The sequence below is a fragment of the Paenibacillus sp. J22R98 genome, assembly GCF_059383835.1.
The window spans coordinates 546688-571412 of record NZ_JBXENW010000001.1; the positions used below are offsets into that span (position 1 = coordinate 546688).

The following is a 24725-nucleotide window of genomic DNA, read 5'->3' on the forward strand; positions in this document are numbered from 1 at the left end:
GAGTTTTGAAAATGAAACCGGATTTACGGGAAGCGCTACAAGCGCGCATCTTGACCGGGGACGGCGCGATGGGAACCTACCTCTACGGGATGGGGTTCCCTGTCGGCGTTTCATACGAAGAATTTAATGTATTGCGTCCAGAAGTCATCGCAGATGTGCACCGTCGTTATTATGAAGCGGGAGCACGGGTCATCGAGACGAATACATTCTCGGCGAACCTGGCAAGCCTTTCTCATTATGGATTGGATCATGAAGTTGAAGCGATCAACCGTGCAGGTGTCCGGATTGCAAGAGACGCAGTGGGCAGCGATGCCTATGTTGTCGGCGCTGTCGGTTCGATACGTGCAGGCAAACGCAAGAACATCGCAGCAACCGAGCTGGAGCAGCTGTTTCATCAGCAGATGAGTGCGCTGCTGGACGCAGGTGTTGACGGCATTTTGCTGGAAACGTTCTATGACTTGGAGGAAGCATTGCTGGCGCTTCGTATCGCTCGCAAGCTCTCGGATATTCCGATCATCTGCCAGTTTGCCGTCGAGAAAGAAGCGGTTACCCAAGACGGACAACCACTTGCTGTCGCGTTCGACAACCTGAAGCAAGAAGGAGCGGACGTGGTCGGCTTCAACTGCAGAAGCGGCCCGAATGGCATCATGCGTGCGATCGATTCAATCGTGGGCGACATCGTATTGCCGCTCTCTGTTTTTCCAAATGCAGGTATTCCGGATTATGTGGACGGCAAATATATGTTCTCGGCGACGCCGGAGTATTTTGCGCAATCGGCTCGTAAATTCGCGGACCGCGGCGCTCGGATTATCGGCGGCTGCTGCGGAACAACACCGGAGCATATCGCGGCCATTGCGCAATCGCTTGAAGGGTACACGCCGCAACCGGTTCAGCTGGATGCACAGCAGCTGCCCGTTCAGCAGGAACGTATCGTCGTGCAATCGGCGCCGCAACCGGTACTAACAGAAAGCAGCCCCAAACAAGCGGAACCAACGATTGTGGATTTGGTGAAAGAGCGCCATACGGTAATCGTGGAGCTTGATCCGCCGAGGGATTTAAACATTCAGAAGTTTATGGATGGTGCGAAAGCGCTGAAGGAAATTAAAGCGGATGCCGTGACCATGGCAGACAATTCATTAGCGGTCACGCGGATGAGCAACATTGCGCTGGCGTCTCTAGTACAGCATCAAGTCGGCATTCGCCCGCTTGTGCACATTGCTTGCCGGGATCGTAACTTGATCGGTACCCAGTCGCATATGATGGGGTTAGATGCACTCGGCATCGATCATGTCCTTGCCGTGACAGGCGACCCGGCTCGTTTCGGCGATTTGCCGGATTCCAGCTCTGTATATGATCTGACATCATTCGAAATGATCCGCATGATCAAGCAATTGAATGAGGGCATTGCATTCTCGGGCAAACCGCTTAAGCAGAAAGCAAACTTTATTACAGGCACCGCTTTTAATCCGAATGTCAAATATTTGGACAAGGCGATTGCGCGTCTGGAGAAGAAGATCGATTCCGGCGCAGATTACATCATGACGCAGCCGGTATATGATAAAGAACTCATCGTACGCATTGCGGATGCAACGAAGCATTTGTCGGTTCCGATCTTCATCGGCATCATGCCGCTTGCAAGCGGACGTAACGCCGAATATTTGCACAATGAAGTACCGGGAATTCAGCTGTCGGATGACGTTCGCAAACGGATGGCAGGTTTGGAAGGCGAAGAAGGACGTGCGGAAGGCGTTCGAATCGCGGAGGAATTACTGGATACAGCATTGGAATACTTCAAGGGCATTTATCTGATCACGCCGTTTATGTTCTATGAAATGACGGTGCAGCTGACAGATTATGTTTGGCGACAAACGAATGGAAAAACGGGTTAATCCCGTTTTTCTCCATATTTCAGACCGGATCCAGACCATGCTAGTCCGGCACTGAATATTCTGAAAGAAGAAACGTGCTGCATCGTTTATGAACGGCGCCGGCTGTTTCTTCTTGTGTTTATGCAATAATACTTGTTCGTATTGTAAAAATGAATTAGAATAGTCAATGGATGCACTTGCCATGCCGCTTCGGATGCGATAGAATAGGGGACCTGACTATCGGTACACATCTTGTAAGCAATCGGCTGGCCGAACGTATGCTCCGGACATTTTTCGTCAAGAATAATGCAATATTCTGTCATTAAGCATGAAGGTTCCGGCAGAAGATTCGACTCCATCATTCTTGCGCTTATCTATACATCGTGTTCAATTGCATGATCATGCACGGGAGATACCGGAGGGGAACAGAAATGGCCATTAAGCTCATTAATATCGGTTTCGGAAATATCGTTTCCGCCAATCGGATCATCTCGATTGTAAGCCCGGAATCGGCACCGATTAAACGGATTATCCAAGAAGCACGCGACCGTCATATGCTTATTGATGCAACATATGGACGCCGCACACGCGCTGTTATTATTACGGACAGCGATCACGTTATTCTTTCGGCCGTACAACCGGAGACGGTTGCGCATCGGCTGTCGACTAAGGATGACGATCACGACGAATAGTGACGGGGAGTATTATGAACAGAGGATTGTTAATCGTATTATCCGGCCCATCGGGCGTAGGCAAGGGAACGGTTTGTTCCGAACTTCGGCATAAGCAGGGTGACCTCATTTATTCCGTATCGGCAACCACACGCTCACCTCGTCAAGGTGAGATCGACGGCATTAATTATTTTTTTAAATCAAGAGAACAGTTTCAAGATATGATCGCGAAGGATGCGCTTCTGGAGTATGCGGAATATGTCGGTAATTACTACGGCACGCCGCGTGATTTTGTTGAGCGTACACTTGCTTCGGGCAAAGATATCATTCTTGAAATTGAAGTGCAAGGCGCGTTAAAAGTAAAAGAGAAGTTTCCACAGGGTGTCTTTATTTTCTTGGTGCCGCCTTCTCTTGATGTGCTCAAACAGCGCATTACCGGACGCGGAACAGAGAATGCCGATATTATTGACCATCGCATGACCGTAGCGGTGGAAGAAATGAATCTTATTCATTATTACGATTATGCAGTCGTGAATGATCAGATTGACGCTGCGTGTCATCGCATACAGAGCATCATCGTAGCAGAGCATTGCCGTCGTGACCGATTTATCGCAGAGCTTGAGGAAGTGAAAGAAGCTTCCGAGAAAGCCTAGCATGAGTGAGGTGAAGGAACGTTGTTATATCCATCGATTGATGAAATGATGAAGAAGGTCGACAGCAAGTATTCCTTGGTTGTCGCAGCATCGCGTCGCGCAAGAATGCTTCGTGACGGAAGCAAAACAGAAATTCGTTCCCCAAGATCCCACAAGTACGTCGGGATTGCCCTTGAAGAAATCTACCAAGACATTCTTGTAGTAGAGAGTACGCTGAACAAGAAGGACTAAGAAATTCATGAAGCACAACGATAACAACCCTAGCGGTTGTTATTTTTTTAACATTTTAGGATTTATCCATTCATGATGCTACAGCGTAAGAGGAGTGATCATAGGTGCTGAAAGGAAAAACAATTGTACTTGGCATCTCCGGCGGAATCGCAGCTTATAAAGCGGCGACCGTGTGCAGCCGATTGGTGCAGGCAGGTGCCAACGTACGTGTCATCATGACGGAATCGGCAACGAAGTTCATTGCGCCGCTTACGCTGCAAACACTGTCGCGTCATACCGTATACACCGACACGTTCGACGAATTCGATCCTTCGGTTGTAGCGCATATCAATGTGGCGGACAGTGCGGATTTGGTCGTGATTGCACCGGCAACAGCCAACATATTAGCGAAAATGGCTCATGGCATCGGTGACGACATGCTGAGTACGACGCTTCTGGCAACGACGGCGCCGATCCTAATCGCGCCTGCTATGAACGTCCATATGTATGACCATCCGGCTGTCGCGCATAACATGGCACTGCTCGCGGAACGCGGAGCGCGTTTCGTGGAGCCGGGAACCGGATTACTCGCATGCGGCTATGTAGGCAAAGGCCGTCTGGCAGAGCCGGAAGAAATCGTGCAGGCCGTGAAGCAATGGTTCGAACAGAGCCAAGATTTAGCGGGTAAGAACGTAATCGTTACAGCAGGCGGAACCGTGGAACGATTGGATCCGGTACGTTTCCTGACCAATGATTCATCCGGCAAAATGGGCTTTGCCCTTGCAGAAGCAGCGGCGAATCGCGGAGCGAACGTTACACTTATTGCAGCTCGTACAAGCGCGGAGCCGATACAAGGCGTGAACATCGTGCATGTTGAATCAGCGGAGCACATGCTGCAAGCCGTGCTCGAACGATATGATACGGCAGACTTGGTGATCAAAGCCGCGGCAGTCGCGGATTATCGGCCGGTTGTACGATCAAACCGCAAAATAAAGAAAAAAGAAGAGAAGCTCGTCATCGAGCTTGAGCGGACGACGGACATTCTTAAGACGCTGGGCGAAAAGAAGAAACATCAATTCCTAGTTGGTTTCGCTGCTGAAACCGATCAAGTAGCGCAGTATGCGATGGACAAACTGGTTCGCAAGCATTGCGATCTAATCGTTGCAAATGATGTATCGCAAGAAGGCGCAGGCTTTAACGTCGATACGAATATTGTGCAGCTGTTCGGTGAGGAAGGGCTTGTGGAAGCGATGCCGATGCTTCGCAAACGGGAAGTTGCGGACCGCTTAATGACAATCATTACACAGCGGATGCAAGCTAAGGCGGCAGCGGCCAAGGGGGCCGCTGAATGATTGCCAAAGTCATCGTAGATGTGCCGAGCCGCGCGACGGATCGGCCTTTTGACTATACCATTCCCGCCGGGCTGCTTGGCTGGGTAGAGGTTGGCAGTCGAGTAGGCGTTCCATTCGGGGGCCGCGTTTTACAGGGGTTCGTCATTGGGCTCGCTGATTATGCGGATGTAGATGTAAACAAGCTGAAGCCGATTGCTGAGCTCTTAGATCATATACCGCCGCTATCGCCTGACTTAGTCGAACTGGCCCAATGGATCAGCGAGAAATATTTCTGCGCGCTTACAACTGCGCTTCAAGTGATGATTCCTGCCGCGCTCAAAGGGAAAGCCGACTCTGTCGTAACGATCTCTGAGGAAGAACAGGAGATTTCTTGGCTTCAGGCAGGTGTTGGCGAAGCGCCATGGCTCGCGTTTATTCGTTCTAGCGGCGGTCCGGTTCGAATGGCCGCTTTACAGGAACGTTTTCCGGATGAAGCTGCTGCAATCAAGCAGGCTGTTAAACTGGGAATTTTGACGGAGCAGGTTACGATAAAGGACCGGCTGTCCGTTCGTAAAGTGTTGACGATCTATCCGCCGGATAATGAAGCTTTGGCCCAAGAAGCGTTATTGAATTACTCTGCACGCGCTGCCAAACAGCAAGAGGTGCTCCGCTATATGCTGGAAAACCGTGAACCGATTACAATGACTGCGCTTGTGGAGACATTGTCGACGACATCCAGCACAATTCGAGCTGTTGCAGATAAGGGCTTTATTACACTCCGCGAAGTTGAACAGCAGCGTGATCCGTACGCGGGGCGTCATTTCAAACGTACAGAGCCGCTTCCGTTAACGGAAGGCCAACAGGCTGTCTATGAAGAAATCGCGGAAGCTTTGGACGCGGAGGCGTCTCGCGTATTTTTGCTCCATGGTGTAACAGGCAGTGGCAAAACGGAAGTGTACTTGCAAACGATCGAGCGCTGCTTACAGTACGAGCGGCAGGCGATCGTCCTCGTTCCGGAGATTGCTCTCACACCGCAGATGGTTGAGCGATTCAAAGGGCGTTTCGGCGATTCCGTAGCCGTCTTACATAGTCGGCTATCTAACGGTGAGCGTTACGATGAATGGCGCAAAATTCGCGAAGGTCGCGCGCAGGTTGCGGTCGGGGCAAGATCCGCTGTATTCGCTCCATTCCAGCGTGTAGGCTTAATTATCATTGACGAAGAGCACGAATCTTCCTACAAACAAGAGGAAAGTCCGAAATATCATGCGCGGGATGTTGCTGTTAGACGTGCCAGGCAGCATGGCGCTGCGGTTGTTCTGGGTTCAGCGACACCTTCTCTCGAAAGCTACGCTGCTGCTTCACGCATACTTACCTCCACTTCGGTTTCATCTGATTCAGGAGCTAACGCGTCAGGCGGGGCGGCCCTTCTTCCCATGCCTCATCGGGTCGGCAATCGTCCGATGCCCAAGGTTCATCTGATCGATATGCGTGATGAGCTCAAAGAAGGCAATCGCTCCATGTTCAGTCGCCAGCTCCACGAGGCGCTGCTGGATCGCTTGGAGAAAGGCGAGCAGTCGGTGCTGCTGCTGAACCGCAGAGGTTACTCGACCTTCGTGATGTGCCGCTCATGCGGCTATACGGCGCAATGTCCGCACTGCGATATTTCGCTGACCTTTCATCAGAAGTCGCGCGTCATGCGCTGCCATTACTGCGGTCATGCCGAGCAGGCTCCTGAGAAATGCCCTACTTGCGAAAGCGAGCATATTCGGTTCTTCGGTACAGGTACGCAGCGGGTTGAAGAAGAACTGGCCAAGCTGTTTCCCGGCATTCGTGTCATTCGGATGGATGTGGATACGACGACCGAGAAAGGCTCGCACGAGAAATGGCTGACCATGTTCGGCGAGCGTAAAGCAGATGTGCTGCTCGGCACGCAAATGGTGGCGAAAGGGCTTGATTTTCCATACGTTACTTTAGTAGGCGTCATCGCCGCAGATACGTCGCTGCATTTGCCTGATTTCCGCGCAGCGGAGAAGACGTTCCAGTTGCTTACACAGGTTGCGGGCCGCGCTGGGCGGCATGAGCTGCTAGGTGAGGTTATCGTGCAAACCTACAATCCGGAGCATTATGCGATCGTTTCGGCGCAGCATCATGATTATTCGGCATTTGTGCAGGAGGAGCTGAAGCATCGTCGCTTCATGTCGTATCCGCCATTTTGCAGGCTGATTGTAGTGACCTTATCGGATGAACAGCTGACGCTGCTCATTACGGCAGGCGATAAGCTCGCATCCACGCTTCGGCAGCTAGCCTATGAATCCGGCGTGAAAGGCTGGATCGATAGTGATGGCAGCCGATTTATCGATATTTTAGGTCCGGTTGCGTCTCCTATTCCGCGTATGAAAGATCGCTATCGTTTTCAATGTATGATAAAATATCGTGGATACGTTGGGGCCATCGACCTGTTGAAGCAGGCGATCAGCATGATTTCGGGACCGCAGGGTCAACCGCCTGTGCAGATCAGCGTTGACGTAGATCCGCAAGTGATATTATAAGTTTAAATTTTTATTATAGGAGGTCAAATGATGGCTATTCGACTGATTGTTCAAGATCCGGATCCGGTTTTGCGCGAGCGCGCGGCAGAGGTAACGAAATTTAATGCTAATTTGCATAAATTACTTCGCGATATGGCGGAGACGATGTACGATGCGGACGGAGTGGGTCTGGCTGCACCGCAGGTAGGCATCTCCAAACGCGTCATCGTCGTGGATGTTGGCGATGATCATGGTTTGATTGAAATGGTAAACCCGGAGATTATCGAGGCTGAAGGCGAACAGCTTGGACCAGAGGGCTGCCTCAGCATTGCCAAAATCAGCGGCGATGTTAACCGTGCACAACGCATTAAACTAAGAGGGCAGGACCGTAACGGCGTAACGTTTGAGATGGAAGCGACTGATTTTTTGGCACGCGCTTTTCAGCATGAAGTCGACCATTTGAATGGCGTATTGTTTACGGATATTGCGGTATCGATCTACGATACGGCTAGCCGTCCTCCCCGAAATGAGAGTGAATAAATGCGAATCGTATTTATGGGAACGCCCGAGTTTGCCGTTCCATCATTGGAAGCCATAATTGCCGCAGGACATACCGTTGAGCTGGTGGTTACACAGCCTGATCGCCCGAAAGGTCGCAAAAAAACGTTGACGCCGCCTCCGGTTAAGGAAGCGGCTCTTCTTCGCGGCCTGCCTGTTGCGCAGCCGGAACGGCTGCGTGGATCCGATACGGTGAAGCAGATTGCCGACCTTCAGCCGGACCTGATTGTCACTGCGGCATACGGACAGATCCTGCCGAAAGCGGTGCTGGACGTTCCGCGTCTGGGCTGTATCAATGTTCACGGCTCCTTGCTTCCGCGTTATCGCGGCGGCGCTCCCATCCAGCGCTCCATTATCAATGGTGAGAGCGTAACCGGCGTTACGATCATGTACATGGCTGAAGGATTAGATACGGGCGATATGATCAGCGTAGTCGAGGTACCGATTGCGGAGGATGATACTTCCGGTACGTTGTTCGAGAAGCTTACTGTGGCCGGTGCTAGGCTGCTTGCAGAAACATTGCCGGCTTTAGAAGCGGGAACAGCGAATCGGATCGTGCAAAATCACGAAGAAGCTACATACGCACCAAACCTGTCCCGCGAAGATGAACGGATCGACTGGAGCCGTAAAGCGAGTCAAATTTATAACCAGGTTCGCGGACTTTCCCCGATGGCGGGCGGTTTTACGATCTGGAATGGCGAGCCGTTCAAAGTGTGGGGCTGCCAAGCCGTCGATCGCAGCAATGACAAAGCCTTGCCTGGCACGGTAACGAACCTGTCCGATGACGGAATTCTTGTACAAACAGGTGAGGGTTCGCTGCTATTGACGAATATTCAACCTGCAGGGAAGAAAGCGATGGATGCCGTAGAATGGCTGAAAGGGGCCAGACTTGAAGTGGGCACATTGTTCGGCGGTGGTGAAGCATGAGCGGAGGACCGAACGATCGCGGTAAAGGGTCAGGAGGCGTTGCGACCGGGCAAGGTCGCAGCGGCAAGAAACCGAACGGCGCAGTAAAAGGTGCGAAACAACAGCAGCAGAAGCAGCCGCCAAGACGTAAAACGGCGCGCGAGGTTGCGCTGGATACGCTTGTGAAGGTGGCAGAAGCCGGAGCGTACAGCAACTTGCAATTAAACCGTGCGCTGCAGGATGCGCAGCTATCGCGGCAAGATGCCGGTCTGGCAACTGAGCTGGTGTACGGCACAATCCAGCATCAGCGTCTGCTGGATGACAGGCTGAACATTCTCGTCACGAAAGGCTTTAACAAGCTGACGCCTTGGGTGCTCGTATTGCTTCGCATGAGTGCGTATCAGTTGCTGCTGCTTGATCGCATACCGGCGCATGCTGCCGTGAATGAAGCCGTCTCGATTGCCAAAAGACGCGGCCACAGCGGGATATCCGGCATGGTTAACGGTGTGCTTCGTAATTTGGAGCGCAGCTTGTCCGAACTGAAAGAGCCGATTGAGAATGCGAATCCGGTCAAGCGGATCGGCATCACGCATTCATATCCGGATTGGCTCGTCAAGCGCTGGATCGACAGCTACGGCGAGGCTGTAGCGGAGGAAATTTGCGCATCCGGCAATGAGCCTCCGCACAGCAGCCTGCGCGTGAATCCGCTGCGCTTATCTCGCGAGAAAGCCATTGGCCTCCTTACGGACAATGGGTTAGACGCAACTGCATCGAAGCTTGCCGATGCAGCCATCATCGTTAATGGAGGCGGGAACCTCGCTCAGTCAGAAGGGTATCAGTCCGGACTCTGGACACTCCAAGACGAGAGCTCCATGCTTGTTGCGGAAGTGTGCGCACCGGCGCCAGGTATGAAGGTGCTGGATTGCTGCGCAGCTCCCGGGGGCAAGACGACGCATCTGGCCGAGCTGATGGAAGATCGCGGGCAAGTGTACGCGAACGACGTCCATCCACACAAGAAACAGTTAATCGAAGAACAAGCCGCGCGTCTTGGTTTAAACGCCGTTGAAGCGATAACCGGAGATGCGCTCGAGCTGGCTTCGCGCTTCGAGCCGCAGAGCTTTGATCTGGTGCTGCTCGATGCGCCATGCTCCGGTTTCGGCGTGATCAGACGCAAGCCGGAGATCAAATGGACGAAGAGCGAAGCTGATGTTCACGCGATTGCTGCTCTGCAGACCGATCTGCTTCAAGTGGCCGCGAAGCTCGTAAAGCCGGGCGGTACGCTCGTATACAGCACGTGTACGATCGAACGGGAAGAGAATGAAGGGCAAATCGAGAAGTTTCTGGCGAGTCAGCCTGACTACAAGCTTGATGCCGATTGGTCCTCAAATATTCTGCGGCCGCTTAAAGAAGGCCAAGTTATCGATGAGAACTTCAAAGGTATGGTACAGCTGCTGCCGCAGCAGTTTGGAAGCGACGGGTTCTTTATTGCCCGGTTGAAGCGAGTTAAGTAAGCAGCTGCACAGCATGCAAACGCCCATGACAGCATCAAGTGGCCTGTTATGGGCGTTTGTGGTAAAATAATCAGGGGCACTCTTATCAAGAGGGCTCAGAACATATTTTGATAAAAGAAACAGGTGTAAAAACGATGAAACCGTTCATCTACGACTATACGTTAGATCAACTGCAAGATTGGATGAAAGAGAATGGCGAGCCTGCTTTCCGGGGAACTCAGCTGTTCGAGTGGCTTTATGTGAAACGCGTGAAGAGCTTTGAAGAGATGAGCAATCTCTCGAAGGGTCTTCGCCAGAAGCTGGAAGAACATTTTGCATTCGTTACGCTAACTGAAATTACGAAATTCGAGTCGAAGGACGGTACGGTGAAGTTCCTCTTCGGCCTGCATGACAATCATGCAATCGAAACGGTTATTATGCGTCACAACTATGGCAACAGCATCTGCGTGACGACGCAAGTCGGCTGCCGGATCGGCTGCACATTCTGCGCATCGACGCTTGGCGGTCTGAAACGTAACCTTACTGCCGGCGAAATCGTCGCGCAGGTTGTGGTGGCGCAGCAAATGCTTGATGCAACGAAAGAGCGCGTATCGAGTATCGTAATCATGGGTTCAGGCGAGCCGTTTGAGAACTATGATGCGACAATGACGTTCCTTCGTAATATGATCCATGAGAAAGGGCTGAATATCGGCCAGCGTCACATTACGGTTTCGACAAGCGGCATCGTGCCAAGCATGTACAAATTCGCCGAAGAGAACACACAGATCAATCTGGCGATTTCCATTCATGCGCCTAACGACAAGCTCCGTTCGAAATTGATGCCGGTTAACCGCCGCTTCCCGTTCGAGGAAGTGATGGAAGCTTGCCGCTACTACATTGCCAAGACAGGACGCCGGATCACGTTTGAGTATGCCCTGATCGGCAGCGTGAATGATCAAAGCGAGCACGCTCAAGAGCTGGCTGACGTACTGAAAGGCATGCTATGCCACGTGAATTTGATTCCGGTCAACCACGTGCCGGAGCGCGATTATGTGCGAACCCCGCGCGAGCAGATTTTCGAGTTCCACCGCATTCTAGAGAAGAACAATATCAATGCCACCATCCGCAGAGAACAAGGTCATGACATTGCAGCAGCTTGCGGACAACTACGTGCTAAACATATGGAGTCTACGGCGGGGTGATGAGTTGTGAAAATCGCTTATCGGAGCGATGTTGGGCGTATTCGATCCATTAATGAAGACACAGCTTGGTCGGACTCTTACGAGTTCGGCCTGACTGTGGCGATAGTTGCCGATGGTATGGGCGGTCACAAGGCAGGCGAGGTGGCAAGCCAACTGGCGGTAGACACCTTTCGGGAAGCGCTGGAGGATGTTACTGGCGGGCTGTCCTTGGAAGAGCGTAAACTGCTTATGAGGCAGGCTATTCTGCAAGCGAACGAAGTTATTTTTGACATGGCGTCCAACAACGAACAATTTCATAATATGGGAACGACCATAGTTGCCGCACTTATACAAGACGATAACGGAGTCATCGGTCATATCGGCGATAGCCGGGTTTATAAATGGAGAGAAGGCGTCATGACTCAGCTGACTGAGGATCATACGCTTGTTCAAGAACTGGTTAAATCGGGTCAGATTACGCTGGAAGAAGCGGCGGTCCATCCGAGAAGAAATGTAATTACGCGTGCACTCGGCACGGATGAAGAGGTTGAAGTCGATATCATTTGCACTTCCTGGCGAGCCGGTGATTTGCTTATGTTATGCAGCGATGGTCTAACGACTATGGCAAGCACTTCAGCAATCGTGGAGACTTTAGGGCAGGATGACCTCACATTGGATCAAAAGGCAGATCAACTCGTTCAGCTGGCACTTGATGCCGGCGGAGACGACAATATTACAGTAGTGCTGCTGCATCATGCCGAAGACACAGAGCTCGAGGGGTGATCGACATGATAGGACATGAATTAGGCGGAAGATATGAAATTATTACACGCATCGGCGGAGGCGGCATGGCGCTTGTTTATAAAGCCCATGATATTTTGCTCAATCGTAATGTAGCGGTTAAAGTGCTGCGTCAGCAGTTCGTACATGATGAGGAGTTTATTCGCCGTTTCAGACGTGAGGCGCAATCGGCAGCCTCTCTTTCGCATTCCAATGTCGTCAGTATTTATGATGTTGGACAAGAGGACGACACGCATTACATCGTAATGGAATATGTCGAAGGCAACAATTTAAACGAAATTATTAAAGAGCGTGCACCGTTGCAAACCGAGGAAGCCGTTCGAATCGCGATTCAAATTTGCGACGCGCTTGAGCACGCGCATTATAATCAAATCATTCATCGTGACATCAAACCACATAATATACTCATCGGCAAGAACGGCCGCGTGAAAGTAACCGATTTCGGCATTGCACGCGCGGTAACATCTTCGACGATTACCCAAACAGGTTCTGTGGTGGGATCCGTTCATTATTTCTCACCTGAACATGCGAAAGGCGTCGTAACCGGCGAGAAATCCGACTTGTATTCGCTTGGCATCGTGCTGTACCAGATGGTGACGGGGAAGCTGCCTTTCTTAGGGGAGAGCCCAATCAGCGTAGCGCTGAAGCATTTGCAAGAAACTTTTGCCGAGCCAAGAACGCTTAATCCGTACATACCGCAAAGTGTGGAAAATGTCATTTTGCGTGCGATGCGGAAGAATCCGGCTGAACGTTATGCATCCGCCAAGGAAATGCTCAGCGATCTCGAAACCTGCTTGCAGCCGGAGCGATTGAAGGAACCGAAGATCACATTCGCAAATTCCGATTTTGACGAGACGCGTGTTATGCCTGCGATTCGCGGCAGCATCGTCGATAAGATGACAGATACGATTTCGAATGTGAAAACCGAGCAGTCCGGCACATCGGAGAAAGTGAAAATTTCAGCCGAGCAGCCGCCCGATCAGGATCGTTGGAATTCAAATGGTCTTGAAGAGGAGCCGCGCAAGCGCAGATGGGTCAAGCCTGTCGTGACCGTGGCTTCAACGTTGATTATTATTGCTCTTGTCTATTGGGGAGCCATGACCGTTCTCAGCTGGTTTGATATCGAAGAGGTCGATGTACCGTATGTGGTCAATAAGACTGAAACGGAAGCCCGCACCATGCTGGAGAATGCAGGCCTTAAAGTGGAAGAGCCCTCGATTTATACCGATAAAGAAGGGGTTCCCAAGGACGTCGTTTATGAGCAATCCAAGCCAAATCAACGGGTGAAGGTAGGTTCATTCATTAAGCTGTACGTCAGTAAAGGGCCTAAGCTCGCGACAGCCAGCAACTATGCCGGCAAGTCCTATGAGGATACGGTGGCAGCGCTGGTTGCTCTGGGCGTAGCCCAAGACAATATTACTAAGGATGAAACCTTTAGCGATGAGACGCCGGGTACCGTATTGGAGCAGTCCCCTGAGGTTGGCGCTGAATTTGATCCGAAGACAGTAAAATTCAATTTCACGGTCAGCCAAGGGAAAGAAACCTTCCCGATGCCGAATCTGATTAATAAGACGGAGAAAGAGGCCATTTCGATCTTGAAGTCCAAGGGCCTCAAAATTAACGAAGCGGATATCGTTCGCGAACCTAGCTATAAGGAAAAAGGAACCGTAATTGCGCAGTATCCTTTCGATCCTGATGCGCCGGTTTCCGAAGGAGCACCGATTACGATCACTGTAAGCTCCGGCTTACCGGAAGAAGCCATTGAATACACGTTCAATATCGTGATATCGCCTGCTGTGGCTGGCAAAACAAGCGAAATCCGCATTACGTATACGGATGCCCGCGGTGAGAATATTGAGTGGGGCAAACGGAAAATTAAAGATACACAGTCCTTCCCGGTTAAGGTCGTGCTTGATCCAAACACGGAAGCGATGGTTACGATTTATCGAGACAATCAATTTACCGACACCTTCTCCAAAACGTATGAAGATGTAAAATCAGGTGAAACCGGAGCGCCGGAAACGGTCCCGGGCACCGAAACGCCGCCGGCAGATCAGCCGGCGCAAACTGAGGAGAATCCAACTGATGGCAATACGACCACAAACGAGACCGACCAATAACAAGACCGATTTAACAGGAAGGATCGTTAAAGCATTGAGCGGCTATTATTATGTAAGGCCGCTCGATGCTTCCTCCGATGTGGAGCCGATCCAATGCAGAGCCCGCGGCATCTTCAAGAAACGCGGCGAATCCCCGCTCGTCGGTGACGTCGTTGAATACGAAGAGACGGAGAACGGCGAAGGAGCCGTAAACCGTATCTTACCGCGCAGCTCGGAGCTGATTCGCCCGCCTGTTGTGAATATTGATCTTGCTGTTCTTGTTTTCTCGGTCACAGAGCCGGCGCTGAACTTGCAGCTTTTGGATAAGTTTTTAGTTCATATCGAGCATGCAGGCATCCAAGCAGTACTTTGCCTTAGCAAGCAGGATCTCGCCGAAGATGGCGAGGATTCCGAAGAAGCGCGAGCTGCCATGAACGATGTGCTTCGCATTTATCAACCGATCGGCTATGAGGTGCTTGTGACGAGCTCAAGGCAAGGCGATGGAACTCCGGCACTGGCAGAGCGTCTACAAGGCCATCTGGCGGTGTTCGCCGGCCAATCCGGCGTAGGGAAGTCCTCACTGCTCAACGCGCTCGTACCGGGCCTCACGCTCGAGACAAACGCGATCAGCAATCGACTTGGCCGCGGTAAGCATACGACCCGACATGTCGAGCTTGTTGATATTGGCGGCGGGTATGTTGCAGATACACCTGGCTTTAGTCAGTTGGATTTTGCCGAGCTCGGAATTGAAGAATTGGGCACTTGTTTCAGAGAAATGCGCGAGCTTTCTTCGGGATGTAAATTCCGTGGCTGTACCCATATTCATGAACCGGAGTGCGCGGTTCTGGAAGCGCTGGGACGCGGAGAAATTGCGCCTAGCCGCCATAGCAATTACGTGCTGTTCATGGAGGAAATGAAAGAGAAAAAGCGGAGGTACTGAAATGGCTATCATTGCTCCATCGATACTGTCGGCTAATTTTGCGACACTTGCAGACGAAATCAAAGACGTGGAACGTGCCGGAGCGGATTGGATTCATATTGATGTCATGGACGGTCATTTCGTCCCTACACTGACGTTCGGACCACTTGTCATTAGTTCTGTTCGGCCAGCCACGAAGCTTGTGTTCGATGTTCATTTGATGATCGAGCGTCCGGAGCTGCACATTTCGTCTTACGTAGCAGCAGGCGCTGATCGTATTACGGTGCATGCCGAAGCATGCGTTCATCTACACCGTGTTATTCACCAAATCAAAGAAGCCGGATTGCCTGTCGGCGTCGCGCTGAACCCGGCTACGCCGATTAACGTCTTGGAGAACGTGCTGGATGATCTGGATATGGTTCTAATCATGACCGTGAACCCGGGCTTCGGCGGCCAGAAGTTTATCCCTCAATCGCTTCAGAAGATTCGTCAGCTGCGCACGCTGTTTGAATCGCGCGGCCTTGGTGACATGCTGATCCAGGTCGATGGCGGGATCAATGCAACGACTGCGAAGCTTGTCAGAGAAGCGGGTGCCGATGTGTTTGTAGCCGGCAATGCCGTATTTACTGAACAGGATCGCGCAGCGGCCATAACAGCTCTGCGATAGGAGTAGGAGGACTCAAGATGCCCGAATGGTTAAAGAAAGGCTTACTATGCACACTGTTTAGTTTAGGCTGCGGCCTGATGCTGGCGATCTTTCCGAATGTAAAGACTGGCGTCAATTTTCTGTTCTCCATTCTTGCACTTGTTATTGCAATCTTCTATTTTAAGCGGTTTACATCACTGCGCTCGCGAATCGTATTTGGTGTAATGTCGTTGCTGTTCTTTCTTTTCTTTACCGTTTTGATTGCCGTTGTACTTTATGCCAGGGCGCATCCAATGACTACGGCCTAACCGCTGGCTGATGACTTCGGGTTTGGAATAGGACAATCATAGATCGCATAGGATGGTTACATGAACGAACGTTCTTGTAGCCTTTTTTTGTGTGAAAAAGGCTGAGAGGATCGTTACGGATGTTTATTCAGCATACGAAGAACGTTTTGCTCACGCACACGCACATGCAAAACTAGAGCTTATGCTTATGAACGGTTTTGCTGAGGCAAAACTCTTAGGAGGGGTGGAGCATGAAATTTTACACGATCAAGCTGCCGAAGTTTTTGGGTGGCTTCGTGAAGGCGATTCTGAATACGTTCCAAAAGAACTAGCGGCTGCTAGCAAGGTATGAAGTCGCGCTAAGGAACGGTTCGACATGCAGCATCCTGAGCACAGAGCACAGCATTTGGTCCCTCCTGTGCCTAGACATGCAAAAAAGCACCTGATGGAATCAGGTGCTTTTTGTCCATGGCTTAATGCCGTTATACACGAGTCACTTTGCCGGCTTTCAGAGCACGAGTGCTGACATAAACACGTTTTGGTTTGCCGTCAACAAGAATTCTAACTTTTTGAACGTTAACGCCCCAAGTGCGGCGAGTTTTGTTGTTAGCGTGCGAAACATGGTTGCCTACCCCTGGACCTTTGCCAGTAATGAAACATTTGCGAGACATGAAATACACCTCCCTTGAAGAATCACTGCAAATAAACAGACTCCAATATAATAACATAACAAATCACATTCATCAAGCATTTGAAGATTCCATCCCTAAGGTATATAAAGCGCTTAAAATGCAGAAAATGGTCGTAAAATGGGCATTGGGCTTCAAAATCGTCATTATTTATAGTACAATGTTATTTAGTCCATAATAATAACGGTGAAGGAGTGGTTTTCCATGCCCCTGCAGATTAATTCGGAATTAGGCAATGTATTCATAACCGACCATGTTATCTCCGTTCTTGCCGGCTCAGCGGCACTGGATTGTTATGGACTGGTAGGTATGGCTTCAAGAAAGCAGCTGAAAGACGGAATTGCTGAGTTGCTCGGTCGAGATAATTTATCGCGCGGTGTTGAAGTCCACCGAGAGAACGACTACTTACACATTGATTTGTACATCATCGTTAGCTACGGCACAAAAATTTCCGAGGTCGCACATAATATTCAGTCGAAAGTGAAATATGTGATGAATGAGGTCATCGGCGTCAAGGTAGACGTCATCAATATTTTTGTCCAAGGCGTACGGGTATCTCGGTAGGAAGGGGTAATACGTTTGATTAAACGCTTTATTAACGGCTCAGACTTTACAAGTATGGTACTGAGCGGAGCGGAAAGTTTGCAAAGAAATGTCGAGCGCATTAATGCGCTGAATGTGTTCCCGGTTCCGGACGGTGATACCGGGACGAATATGAATTTAACGATGACGTCAGGAAAACGCGAGCTGCAGAGCAAATCCTCCCCAGCAATAGGCAAAGTTGCGGAAGCGCTTTCTAAAGGATTGCTTATGGGCGCACGCGGGAATTCCGGCGTTATTTTGTCACAGTTATTCCGGGGGTTCGCCAAAAGTATCGTCAACTTGGATCAAATCGATCCGGTGCAGTTTGCTGCTGCGCTTCAGAACGGTGTAGACATGGCCTACAAGGCCGTCGTTAAACCAGTTGAAGGGACGATTCTAACCGTTGCGAAAGATACGGCTAAACATGCGGTATCAATTGCTAAGCGCACAACAGATATGACAGAGATACTGCGCGAGGTTGTAACGAAATCGAATGAATCGCTTGCACGTACACCTGATTTACTGCCTGTACTTAAACAAGTGGGTGTAGTAGATTCCGGCGGTCAAGGACTTGTTTGTATCTATGAAGGTTTTCTGCGTGCATTAACTGATAACAGCGGAACTGCGGATGAAAGTCATGTAGGTTCGGAGGCAGCCTCACCAGAGCTGTTCCCGGCGATGAAGGCTATGCCAACACCACCGGTTCCACGTCCTAACCTGGTGCCATCCAGCGCGCAATCCCGCTTGGCAACCGAGAATATTGAATTTTTATACGATATGGAATTTTTCATTAATCGGAAGCTTGCAGGCCGCAATGCGCTGCGTTTCGACGAAGCTTTGTTTAAAGGCATGCTTAGCAGAGACGGGGATTCGATTCTTGTCATTGCTGACGATGAAATCATTAAAGTTCATGTTCATACACGCAAGCCGGGGGACGTGCTTAATTATGCGCTGCCTTACGGTGAGCTAACTGAAATTCATATTCTTAACATGCGAGAGCAGCACCGTGATCTGCTACATGAAGAAGCGGCACATATGAGCGGCAGTACATCGGCAGCACCTGATGTCCTTGAGGATCCACTGAAGGAAACGGCGATTGTGGAGGAAGCGGCGCTAGGGCTTGCTGTCTCGGAAGTGCTGACAGGCACGCCTGCGGCTTCGATCACTGCGGAATCGGCTCATGAGTGGGCAGCATTCGGCATCATCGCAGTGGCCATGGGCGAAGGGGTCGCTTCGATCTTCATGGATAACAATGTGGATGTTGTGTTATCCGGCGGACAATCGATGAATCCATCGACAGAGGATTTCGTCAATGCGATCGATTCGCTGTCGGCTGAGCATATTTACTTACTGCCGAACAACGGCAATATCATCCTAGCTGCGCAGCAAGCTGCTGAGCTGTGTGAACGAAATGTAACCGTTATACAAACGAAGAATATTCCGCAGGGTCTCGCCGCTGTTCTGGCCTTTAAGGAAGACGGTACTGCGGAAGAGAACACAGAAGCGATGAGCGAAGCCGCTAAGCAGGTACGTTCGGGCCAAGTAACCAATGCGGTACGCAATACTTCGATTGACGGCATTACCATTCATGAAGGCGATTATATCGGCATCATGGAGAAGTCCATTGTGACAGCTTCCCCGAGCTTACAGGAAACTTGCCGGGAGCTGCTCGCCAGAATGCTGGAAGACGGCGGTGAGCTTGTCACCATTCTCACAGGTGAACAAGCAGACGAAGCCGTAACTGCGGAATTCGTACAATGGGCAACCGAAACCTTTGCACATGCAGAACTCGAAGTACATGAAGGCGGGCAACCGCTTTATCCATATCTATTTGCAGTGGAATAGGGGGTGCTGGAATGGGTACAATCAAGATTATTACGGACAGTACGGCGGATATTCCAAAGCGTGTCCGTGAGCAGCATAATATCGAAATGGTACCGCTTAAGGTACTTTTCGGTGAGGACACGTTTCTCGATGGAGTTACCATCACGAATAATCAATTTTATGAGCGATTGGCCAAAGCAGATATGCTGCCTACCACCTCACAGCCCTCTCCGGTAGAGTTTATGGAAGCGTACGAGCGTGTGCTCGGTTCAGGGAAGGACACATCTATTATTTCGATTCATCTGTCCTCTGCACTAAGCGGCACTTATCAATCGGCGGTTCTAGGCTCAACCTTGCTTGACGTGCCCGGCGATATCACGGTTATCGATTCCAAATCCGCCTCTTATGGCTGCGGTATGCTGGCTGTTAAAGCAGCAGAGATGGCAGCTGCGGGTGAAACCAAAGAAGCCATTGTCGCCAAAGTGGAACATATGATTAAAGATCGCCGCATGTACTTCTTGCTGGATACGCTCGAGTATTTGCAGAAGGGTGGTCGAATTGGCAAGGCAGCTGCTTTGTTTGGTTCGATCCTTAACATTAAGCCGATCTTGACGATCGACAGCGAAGGCGAAGTAACGGCAGTGGATAAGGTGCGCGGAACGAAGAAAGCGATGCAGCGCATTATCGACTTGTTCAAGAACGAATTCGGCAATGATCCGATTGAAATGACTGTCGGGTGGACACATAAGAACGAGCTGGCGCTTGAGCTTGCAGCTCTGGCGCAAGGACAGCTTAACATACGCAGCATCCGGCAAACCGAGATCGGCTCCGTTATCGGAACGCATGCCGGTCCAGGTGCCGCTGCATTATTTATTACGCGGGTGTGAGGTAATGGGGATGAAGCTGGATCAAATAACGGTCCGGCAAATGAAAGGCGTGAGTGCTCAGAAGGAATTGGAGCTTCACGCCTTTGGCGTTCATACGATCGCAGATTTGCTGGATTATTTTCCGTTTCGATATGAGGATTATCGGATTCGGAGCTTAGGGGAAACGAAGGATGGGGAGAAAGCGACCGTTGAAGGCAAGATTATGGGCAATCCGCTCCTGCAGCGACTCGGCCGTGCTAAGACTCGCTTAACTTGCAAGATAGTGATCGACAACATATTAGTGACGGCCGTATGGTTTAATCGGCATTTTCTGCAGGATCAGCTGATTCCCGGCCGGGATATCGTTCTGACGGGCAAGTGGGAGCAGCAGCGGCTGCAAATCACGGTGTCGGAATCCGAGTTCCCTGATAAAGGTGCCTCGCGCTCAGGGACTCTCCAGTCCGTCTACTCCGTTGGCGGGAGCGTGACACAGCCATGGATACGCAAAATCATGGCGCAGGCGCTGCTTCAATACGGTCCGATGGTGGAAGAGATACTGCCTGCTGAATTGGTGGACAAGCATGGCCTCATGCTGCGCCGCGATGCGGTGAAGCAGATTCATCAGCCTGAAGATATCGCGCAAGGGCAAGCAGCTCGACGCCGACTTGTATATGAGGAGCTGTTCTTGTTCCAGTTAAAGCTGCAGGCGTATCGCACGATTAACCGTAAGCGGATGGATGGCGTTGCCCATGTGGTCGATGCGGAATCGATCCGGGTTTTCGTTCGTACGCTGCCTTTTGAGCTGACGGATTCACAGAAGAAGGTTGTTAACGAGATATTGATTGATATGCGTCATCCTTCCTGCATGAACCGACTGCTGCAAGGCGATGTTGGTTCCGGGAAAACGGTCGTAGCGGCGATTGCGCTATTTGCCGCCTATAAAGCGGGTCACCAAGGGGCGCTGATGGTGCCGACGGAGATCTTAGCGGAGCAGCACTATCGCTCCTTACAGAAGCTGCTAGGCGGTGTTGGGCTGCAGGTTGCACTGTTAACGGGCAGCTTGACGGAGAAGAAACGCCGCGATGTGCTGGCAGGACTCCAGATGGGACTTATTGACGTGATCGTTGGCACGCAGGCCATTATTCAGGAAGGCGTTAATTTCCGCAGTCTTGGTTTAGTTGTAACCGATGAGCAGCACCGGTTTGGCGTTAACCAGCGGAGTGTATTGCGACGCAAAGGGATGAATCCCGACGTGCTTACGATGACTGCGACTCCGATCCCCAGAACGCTTGCGATTACGGCGTTCGGCGACCTCGACGTTTCCACGCTGCGTGAACGTCCGCAGGGCAGAAAGCCAATTCAGACGAATTGGGTCAAGCATAATATGCTGGACCGGGTGCTCGGATTCATTCGACGCGAGGTAGAGGCTGGGCGTCAGTGTTATTTTATATGCCCGCTCATCGAGGAATCGGAGAAGCTGGATGTGCAGAATGCGATCGACTTACATATTCAAATCCAGCAAGCTTTCCCGGATTTAAAGATCGGACTGCTGCATGGACGGTTAACTACCTCTGACAAAGACGAAGTAATGCGCGCATTCAGTGAGAATGAAGTACATGTACTCGTAGCAACTACTGTCGTGGAGGTCGGGGTCGACGTGCCAAACGCTACATTGATGGTCATTATGGATGCGGAGCGGTTTGGCTTGTCGCAGCTGCATCAGCTGCGCGGGCGAGTAGGCCGCGGCGGCCATCAATCCTATTGTGTTTTGATTGCCGATCCGAAATCGGAAATCGGTCGCGAGCGGATGAAAATCATGACGGAAACGGATGATGGCTTCGAGGTTTCGCGGCGAGATTTGGAGCTGAGGGGACCCGGCGATTTCTTCGGGACGAAGCAAAGCGGCGTTCCGGACTTTAAACTGGCCGACATGGCGGCCGATTTTGCAGTGCTCGAGGAAGCCCGGGACGATGCGGCTGAGATGACGGCGAAGCCGGATTTCTGGACGGCAGCGGCCTATGCCAGACTGCGTGATTTGCTGAAGAAAGAGCAACTTTTTCAAGGGGAACTCTTGGACTAGTTTTTAAAGTGGCTGTCTTAGCATATAGTACAACGAATGGCTTTAAGAAGCCGACGGAGGTGCTAGCCATAAGATGAGCTACACGAAATATGGTATCCGGCCCGAGCTGGTCGAGCGTGTGAAATTGAAGATGAAGAATCCGGTCGTGAAGGATCGTATGAAGATGCTGTTAAATGGTGTGACCAAATATGATTTACAGGATCGCACGAAAGTAAAGAAGCTAGTCAAGACGTCAGCCGGCATCTTGCAAGAGTCACTTACGGAGCAGCAAGAAGAGCAATTAATTGCCTTTATCCTCGGTCAGAAAATCGATCCTTCAAACACGATTCACCTTATCAAGCTATGGGCTATGTTCCGCTGATCCTTGGATCGGCGGTTTTTTTTGCTCTTCTGGTGCATTCAAATAGGTGCGATACATGAAGCATCGTCATTTGCCACACTGCCGACTGTTTTGCCAACGGGATACGCCTCAAGCAGCTCAGACGGGAAGGGGGTCAGCAGCGCATTCAGCTGCTGTTGATCTTGCATTGAGCGGTCAAGCCACATCGCTTCATGCTCTTCGTGGAGGATTACCGGCATCCGATTATGGATCGGGGCCATTAGCTCATTAGGCTCTGTTGTCAGAATCGTACAGGTGCTCAGTTTAATGCCTTCCGGAGAAACCCATGTATCATATAGCCCGGCCATGCTGAAGAGCTTGCGGTCGCGTTTCACGATGCGCATCGGCTGCTTGTCCTTCTCATCTTGTCGCCATTCATAGAAACCATCGGCCGGAATAATGCAGCGTTTGCGGCGAATGAGCTGCTTGAATGCCGGTTTCTCCCATACGGTCTCGGAGCGCGCATTGAGCATTTTGTTGCCAACCTTCGGGCTGTCTGCCCATGAAGGGACAAGCCCCCATTTGAGCTCGCCGAGCCGGTTCTGCGTTCCGTCGCCAACGATGGCGAACACCATTTGACCAGGGGCCACATTATATTTGGGCTGATTATAAGGCACATTCGTGGAAGAAATCCAATAACGTAACATTAGCTCTTCCAAAGATACTGTAATGGTATAACGTCCACACATCGTCTGCAGACCTCCTGCACATATTCGTCCTATTCTCTCCAGTATACTACGGGCGGCTAATTGATTGTAGAGAAGCCCATACTAAATTGTATACCCGTGGACAAGAAGAAACGGATGTCGCCCCATAATGAAAGGAGTGGCGAAGCGCATGGAGCATCAAGGCAGCACGAACCCTTCAGTGATGAAGCGAATCCTATTAGTACTGCGCAGATTGCCTGCACGAATCGTGGCTTATGTAGCGGCGAAGCGGCGGGCGAAACGAGCTTCTTCGAAGCTGGCGCAGCACGCGATTCCAGTGGAGCTCAAGCCGGAGTTCGTCCGGGAGCTGCGAGCAGCTTGGAAGTCACTTGGGGAGCAATCGACAGAATCGCCTAAAGAGCAGCTGTCCGAGTTGTATAACGAGCAGGAACGTGCATTAATCCATCGGATTCGACACGAAACAGAGATCGCCAATCAGAACAACGTGACTCGTACCGAGGCGTATCGCGCCGTTTATTTTCGGAGTCCCGAGCTGCACTGGGCGTTGCTGGCCCATCTGGTTTCCCGTAATGGCGGCTGGAATATGACGGATCTGCAGGGCGAGCTGTTGCCGCGGCTGCTTGATCGCACCTATCGCAAGCAGACGTTTCTGCTGCTGGAACGCGCGAATGCTATAATTTTTCAAGATGCTTATCCCCAGCTGTTACTCTACGAGGCTTCGCGGAAGGAAGGGCGGGAGCTCTTCTCGTTATTGCCTGCCTTTGGCGTGTCCGGTTTCATGCGTCCGGTTTGGTCGCAATTCTGGCGTCGGAAAGATGCAGCCACTCTGACCACCGCACTTATCGTGAATGAGCAGCATGTCATTGAAGAACCGCTGGTTCGCAGTACGTTCTTCAAGGAGCATGTCATTCGAAAGCCTGCCTTCCTATTGCAAACGCCGCTGCAGACGAATGCCGTATTTATGCCGTATGGCGCACCGTACGAAGGGGCTATGAAGCTTGCAGGATTGGTACTTGAGGATTTCCGCAGCTTGGAGGAGCGAATTGAATTCGGGAAACGACTATATGCCATTCTATATGGCGTTCCAGAGGTGCATCAGGGGGTACTGGCATTCGTACGTGCCGTGCATCATACAGGCTCAAGAGCCGATTATGCCCCGCATTTATTTACGAAGCAATTGCGATCCCAATCGACAAGAAGTTATGTGGAGAAGCTGGATGGCTGTAAGTTGAAGCGAGGAGCGAAGAAACTAACTAGTCCGGAGCTGACCGCAGCTTGGCAGGATGTACCTGTAGAGACAGGCAGTCGTACGGATTGGTTTCTGGAGCTAAGTGAGGTAGAGGGATATTTTGAACAGCTTCCGATCCCGGAGGTGTTTGTCATCTCCGAAGAACATTGTCTCGCGATTAACAAAATCGAGTTAGCTGTGCTGGCTGCCCAGCAGCTGAAGCCGAGCACGGCACAAGACAAAAGGCGATAAAGATAAGCT

General features: G+C 51.1%; 24 protein-coding genes. 22 read left to right on the forward strand and 2 right to left on the reverse strand.

Annotated elements, in window-relative coordinates; all coding sequences use genetic code 11:
* The first annotated feature begins 11 nt into the window (after positions 1-11).
* The 16 genes from AC50Y3_RS02550 (at position 12) to spoVM (ending at position 16480) form a co-directional block, all read left to right on the forward strand.
* Positions 12-1889 (forward strand): bifunctional homocysteine S-methyltransferase/methylenetetrahydrofolate reductase, encoded by a 1878-nt coding sequence (locus tag AC50Y3_RS02550; protein WP_494817192.1) that lies wholly within the window; start codon positions 12-14, stop codon positions 1887-1889.
* A gap of 410 nt (positions 1890-2299) precedes the next feature.
* Positions 2300-2560, forward strand: coding sequence for an extracellular matrix/biofilm regulator RemA (remA, locus tag AC50Y3_RS02555; RefSeq protein WP_020615370.1), 261 nt, complete (start codon positions 2300-2302; stop codon positions 2558-2560).
* A gap of 14 nt (positions 2561-2574) precedes the next feature.
* Positions 2575-3192 carry a guanylate kinase gene (gene gmk, locus AC50Y3_RS02560; RefSeq protein ID WP_494817193.1) on the forward strand — a complete coding sequence of 206 codons (618 nt, stop codon included), beginning with the start codon at positions 2575-2577 and terminating at the stop codon, positions 3190-3192.
* Positions 3193-3213: 21 nt separating this feature from the next.
* Entirely contained in the window at positions 3214-3423 is a 210-nt protein-coding gene (rpoZ, locus tag AC50Y3_RS02565) for a DNA-directed RNA polymerase subunit omega (protein ID WP_090978245.1), read from the forward strand.
* Positions 3424-3527: 104 nt separating this feature from the next.
* Positions 3528-4754: a bifunctional phosphopantothenoylcysteine decarboxylase/phosphopantothenate--cysteine ligase CoaBC gene (coaBC, locus tag AC50Y3_RS02570; protein WP_494817194.1), complete on the forward strand. Its 1227-nt coding sequence runs from the start codon at positions 3528-3530 to the stop codon at positions 4752-4754.
* Entirely contained in the window at positions 4751-7282 is a 2532-nt protein-coding gene (gene priA, locus AC50Y3_RS02575) for a primosomal protein N' (protein ID WP_494817195.1), read from the forward strand. Before coaBC ends, priA begins: the two co-directional genes overlap by 4 nt.
* Before the next feature lie 30 nt (positions 7283-7312).
* The gene (gene def, locus AC50Y3_RS02580; protein ID WP_494817196.1) at positions 7313-7801 is read left to right on the forward strand and encodes a peptide deformylase; all 489 of its coding nucleotides are present in this window, start codon (positions 7313-7315) and stop codon (positions 7799-7801) included.
* Positions 7802-8746, forward strand: coding sequence for a methionyl-tRNA formyltransferase (fmt, locus tag AC50Y3_RS02585; RefSeq protein ID WP_494817197.1), 945 nt, complete (start codon positions 7802-7804; stop codon positions 8744-8746). It abuts the gene before it with no gap.
* Positions 8743-10236: a 16S rRNA (cytosine(967)-C(5))-methyltransferase RsmB gene (rsmB, locus tag AC50Y3_RS02590; RefSeq protein ID WP_494817198.1), complete on the forward strand. Its 1494-nt coding sequence runs from the start codon at positions 8743-8745 to the stop codon at positions 10234-10236. The genes fmt and rsmB overlap by 4 nt, the downstream gene beginning before the upstream one ends.
* Before the next feature lie 134 nt (positions 10237-10370).
* A complete protein-coding gene (rlmN, locus tag AC50Y3_RS02595; protein ID WP_494817199.1) occupies positions 10371-11417 on the forward strand; it encodes a dual-specificity RNA methyltransferase RlmN in 1047 nt (348 codons plus the stop codon).
* Between the two features lie 6 nt (positions 11418-11423).
* The gene (locus AC50Y3_RS02600) at positions 11424-12179 is read left to right on the forward strand and encodes a Stp1/IreP family PP2C-type Ser/Thr phosphatase (RefSeq protein WP_494817200.1); all 756 of its coding nucleotides are present in this window, start codon (positions 11424-11426) and stop codon (positions 12177-12179) included.
* Positions 12180-12184: 5 nt separating this feature from the next.
* The gene (gene pknB, locus AC50Y3_RS02605) at positions 12185-14317 is read left to right on the forward strand and encodes a Stk1 family PASTA domain-containing Ser/Thr kinase (RefSeq protein WP_494817201.1); all 2133 of its coding nucleotides are present in this window, start codon (positions 12185-12187) and stop codon (positions 14315-14317) included.
* A complete protein-coding gene (gene rsgA, locus AC50Y3_RS02610) occupies positions 14283-15236 on the forward strand; it encodes a ribosome small subunit-dependent GTPase A (protein WP_494817202.1) in 954 nt (317 codons plus the stop codon). The genes pknB and rsgA overlap by 35 nt, the downstream gene beginning before the upstream one ends.
* A 1-nt stretch (position 15237) precedes the next feature.
* Positions 15238-15882 carry a ribulose-phosphate 3-epimerase gene (gene rpe, locus AC50Y3_RS02615; RefSeq protein ID WP_494817203.1) on the forward strand — a complete coding sequence of 215 codons (645 nt, stop codon included), beginning with the start codon at positions 15238-15240 and terminating at the stop codon, positions 15880-15882.
* A 17-nt stretch (positions 15883-15899) separates the two neighbouring features.
* On the forward strand, positions 15900-16169 hold the full coding sequence (locus tag AC50Y3_RS02620) for a hypothetical protein (RefSeq protein WP_494817204.1): 270 nt from the start codon (positions 15900-15902) through the stop codon (positions 16167-16169).
* A gap of 230 nt (positions 16170-16399) precedes the next feature.
* Positions 16400-16480, forward strand: a complete 81-nt coding sequence (spoVM, locus tag AC50Y3_RS02625) for a stage V sporulation protein SpoVM (RefSeq protein ID WP_010345573.1) — start codon at positions 16400-16402, stop codon at positions 16478-16480.
* Between the two features lie 150 nt (positions 16481-16630).
* Here the strand turns inward: spoVM and rpmB are convergent, their stop codons facing one another.
* The gene (rpmB, locus tag AC50Y3_RS02630) at positions 16631-16819 is read right to left on the reverse strand and encodes a 50S ribosomal protein L28 (protein ID WP_091215486.1); all 189 of its coding nucleotides are present in this window, start codon (positions 16817-16819) and stop codon (positions 16631-16633) included.
* 222 nt (positions 16820-17041) lie between these two features.
* Between rpmB and AC50Y3_RS02635 the strand changes: the two genes are divergently transcribed.
* The 5 genes from AC50Y3_RS02635 (at position 17042) to AC50Y3_RS02655 (ending at position 22550) form a co-directional block, all read left to right on the forward strand.
* Complete coding sequence (locus AC50Y3_RS02635) at positions 17042-17401, forward strand: Asp23/Gls24 family envelope stress response protein (RefSeq protein ID WP_210654399.1); 360 nt, start codon at positions 17042-17044, stop codon at positions 17399-17401.
* Between the two features lie 15 nt (positions 17402-17416).
* Positions 17417-19264 carry a DAK2 domain-containing protein gene (locus AC50Y3_RS02640; RefSeq protein ID WP_494817205.1) on the forward strand — a complete coding sequence of 616 codons (1848 nt, stop codon included), beginning with the start codon at positions 17417-17419 and terminating at the stop codon, positions 19262-19264.
* A gap of 11 nt (positions 19265-19275) precedes the next feature.
* A complete protein-coding gene (locus AC50Y3_RS02645) occupies positions 19276-20130 on the forward strand; it encodes a DegV family protein (RefSeq protein ID WP_494817206.1) in 855 nt (284 codons plus the stop codon).
* Positions 20131-20134: 4 nt separating this feature from the next.
* Positions 20135-22189: an ATP-dependent DNA helicase RecG gene (gene recG, locus AC50Y3_RS02650; RefSeq protein ID WP_494817207.1), complete on the forward strand. Its 2055-nt coding sequence runs from the start codon at positions 20135-20137 to the stop codon at positions 22187-22189.
* Between the two features lie 73 nt (positions 22190-22262).
* Positions 22263-22550, forward strand: coding sequence for a stage VI sporulation protein F (locus AC50Y3_RS02655; protein WP_494817208.1), 288 nt, complete (start codon positions 22263-22265; stop codon positions 22548-22550).
* A 38-nt stretch (positions 22551-22588) separates the two neighbouring features.
* Here AC50Y3_RS02655 and AC50Y3_RS02660 read toward each other — a convergent pair whose 3' ends face one another.
* Entirely contained in the window at positions 22589-23257 is a 669-nt protein-coding gene (locus AC50Y3_RS02660; protein ID WP_494817209.1) for an SOS response-associated peptidase, read from the reverse strand.
* 148 nt (positions 23258-23405) lie between these two features.
* Here AC50Y3_RS02660 and AC50Y3_RS02665 point away from each other — a divergent pair, with 148 nt between their 5' ends.
* A complete protein-coding gene (locus tag AC50Y3_RS02665) occupies positions 23406-24716 on the forward strand; it encodes a DUF2515 family protein (protein WP_494817210.1) in 1311 nt (436 codons plus the stop codon).
* Positions 24717-24725 lie beyond the last annotated feature (9 nt).

Coding starts and splice junctions, on each gene's coding strand:
- AC50Y3_RS02550 (WP_494817192.1), top strand. CDS start 12: ATGAAACCGGATTTACGGGAAGCGCTACAAGCGCGCATCTTGACCGGG.
- remA (WP_020615370.1), top strand. CDS start 2,300: ATGGCCATTAAGCTCATTAATATCGGTTTCGGAAATATCGTTTCCGCC.
- gmk (WP_494817193.1), top strand. CDS start 2,575: ATGAACAGAGGATTGTTAATCGTATTATCCGGCCCATCGGGCGTAGGC.
- priA (WP_494817195.1), top strand. CDS start 4,751: ATGATTGCCAAAGTCATCGTAGATGTGCCGAGCCGCGCGACGGATCGG.
- def (WP_494817196.1), top strand. CDS start 7,313: ATGGCTATTCGACTGATTGTTCAAGATCCGGATCCGGTTTTGCGCGAG.
- fmt (WP_494817197.1), top strand. CDS start 7,802: ATGCGAATCGTATTTATGGGAACGCCCGAGTTTGCCGTTCCATCATTG.
- rsmB (WP_494817198.1), top strand. CDS start 8,743: ATGAGCGGAGGACCGAACGATCGCGGTAAAGGGTCAGGAGGCGTTGCG.
- rlmN (WP_494817199.1), top strand. CDS start 10,371: ATGAAACCGTTCATCTACGACTATACGTTAGATCAACTGCAAGATTGG.
- pknB (WP_494817201.1), top strand. CDS start 12,185: ATGATAGGACATGAATTAGGCGGAAGATATGAAATTATTACACGCATC.
- rsgA (WP_494817202.1), top strand. CDS start 14,283: ATGGCAATACGACCACAAACGAGACCGACCAATAACAAGACCGATTTA.
- rpe (WP_494817203.1), top strand. CDS start 15,238: ATGGCTATCATTGCTCCATCGATACTGTCGGCTAATTTTGCGACACTT.
- AC50Y3_RS02620 (WP_494817204.1), top strand. CDS start 15,900: ATGCCCGAATGGTTAAAGAAAGGCTTACTATGCACACTGTTTAGTTTA.
- spoVM (WP_010345573.1), top strand. CDS start 16,400: ATGAAATTTTACACGATCAAGCTGCCGAAGTTTTTGGGTGGCTTCGTG.
- rpmB (WP_091215486.1), bottom strand. CDS start 16,819: ATGTCTCGCAAATGTTTCATTACTGGCAAAGGTCCAGGGGTAGGCAAC.
- AC50Y3_RS02635 (WP_210654399.1), top strand. CDS start 17,042: ATGCCCCTGCAGATTAATTCGGAATTAGGCAATGTATTCATAACCGAC.
- AC50Y3_RS02645 (WP_494817206.1), top strand. CDS start 19,276: ATGGGTACAATCAAGATTATTACGGACAGTACGGCGGATATTCCAAAG.
- recG (WP_494817207.1), top strand. CDS start 20,135: ATGGGGATGAAGCTGGATCAAATAACGGTCCGGCAAATGAAAGGCGTG.
- AC50Y3_RS02655 (WP_494817208.1), top strand. CDS start 22,263: ATGAGCTACACGAAATATGGTATCCGGCCCGAGCTGGTCGAGCGTGTG.
- AC50Y3_RS02660 (WP_494817209.1), bottom strand. CDS start 23,257: ATGTGTGGACGTTATACCATTACAGTATCTTTGGAAGAGCTAATGTTA.
- AC50Y3_RS02665 (WP_494817210.1), top strand. CDS start 23,406: ATGGAGCATCAAGGCAGCACGAACCCTTCAGTGATGAAGCGAATCCTA.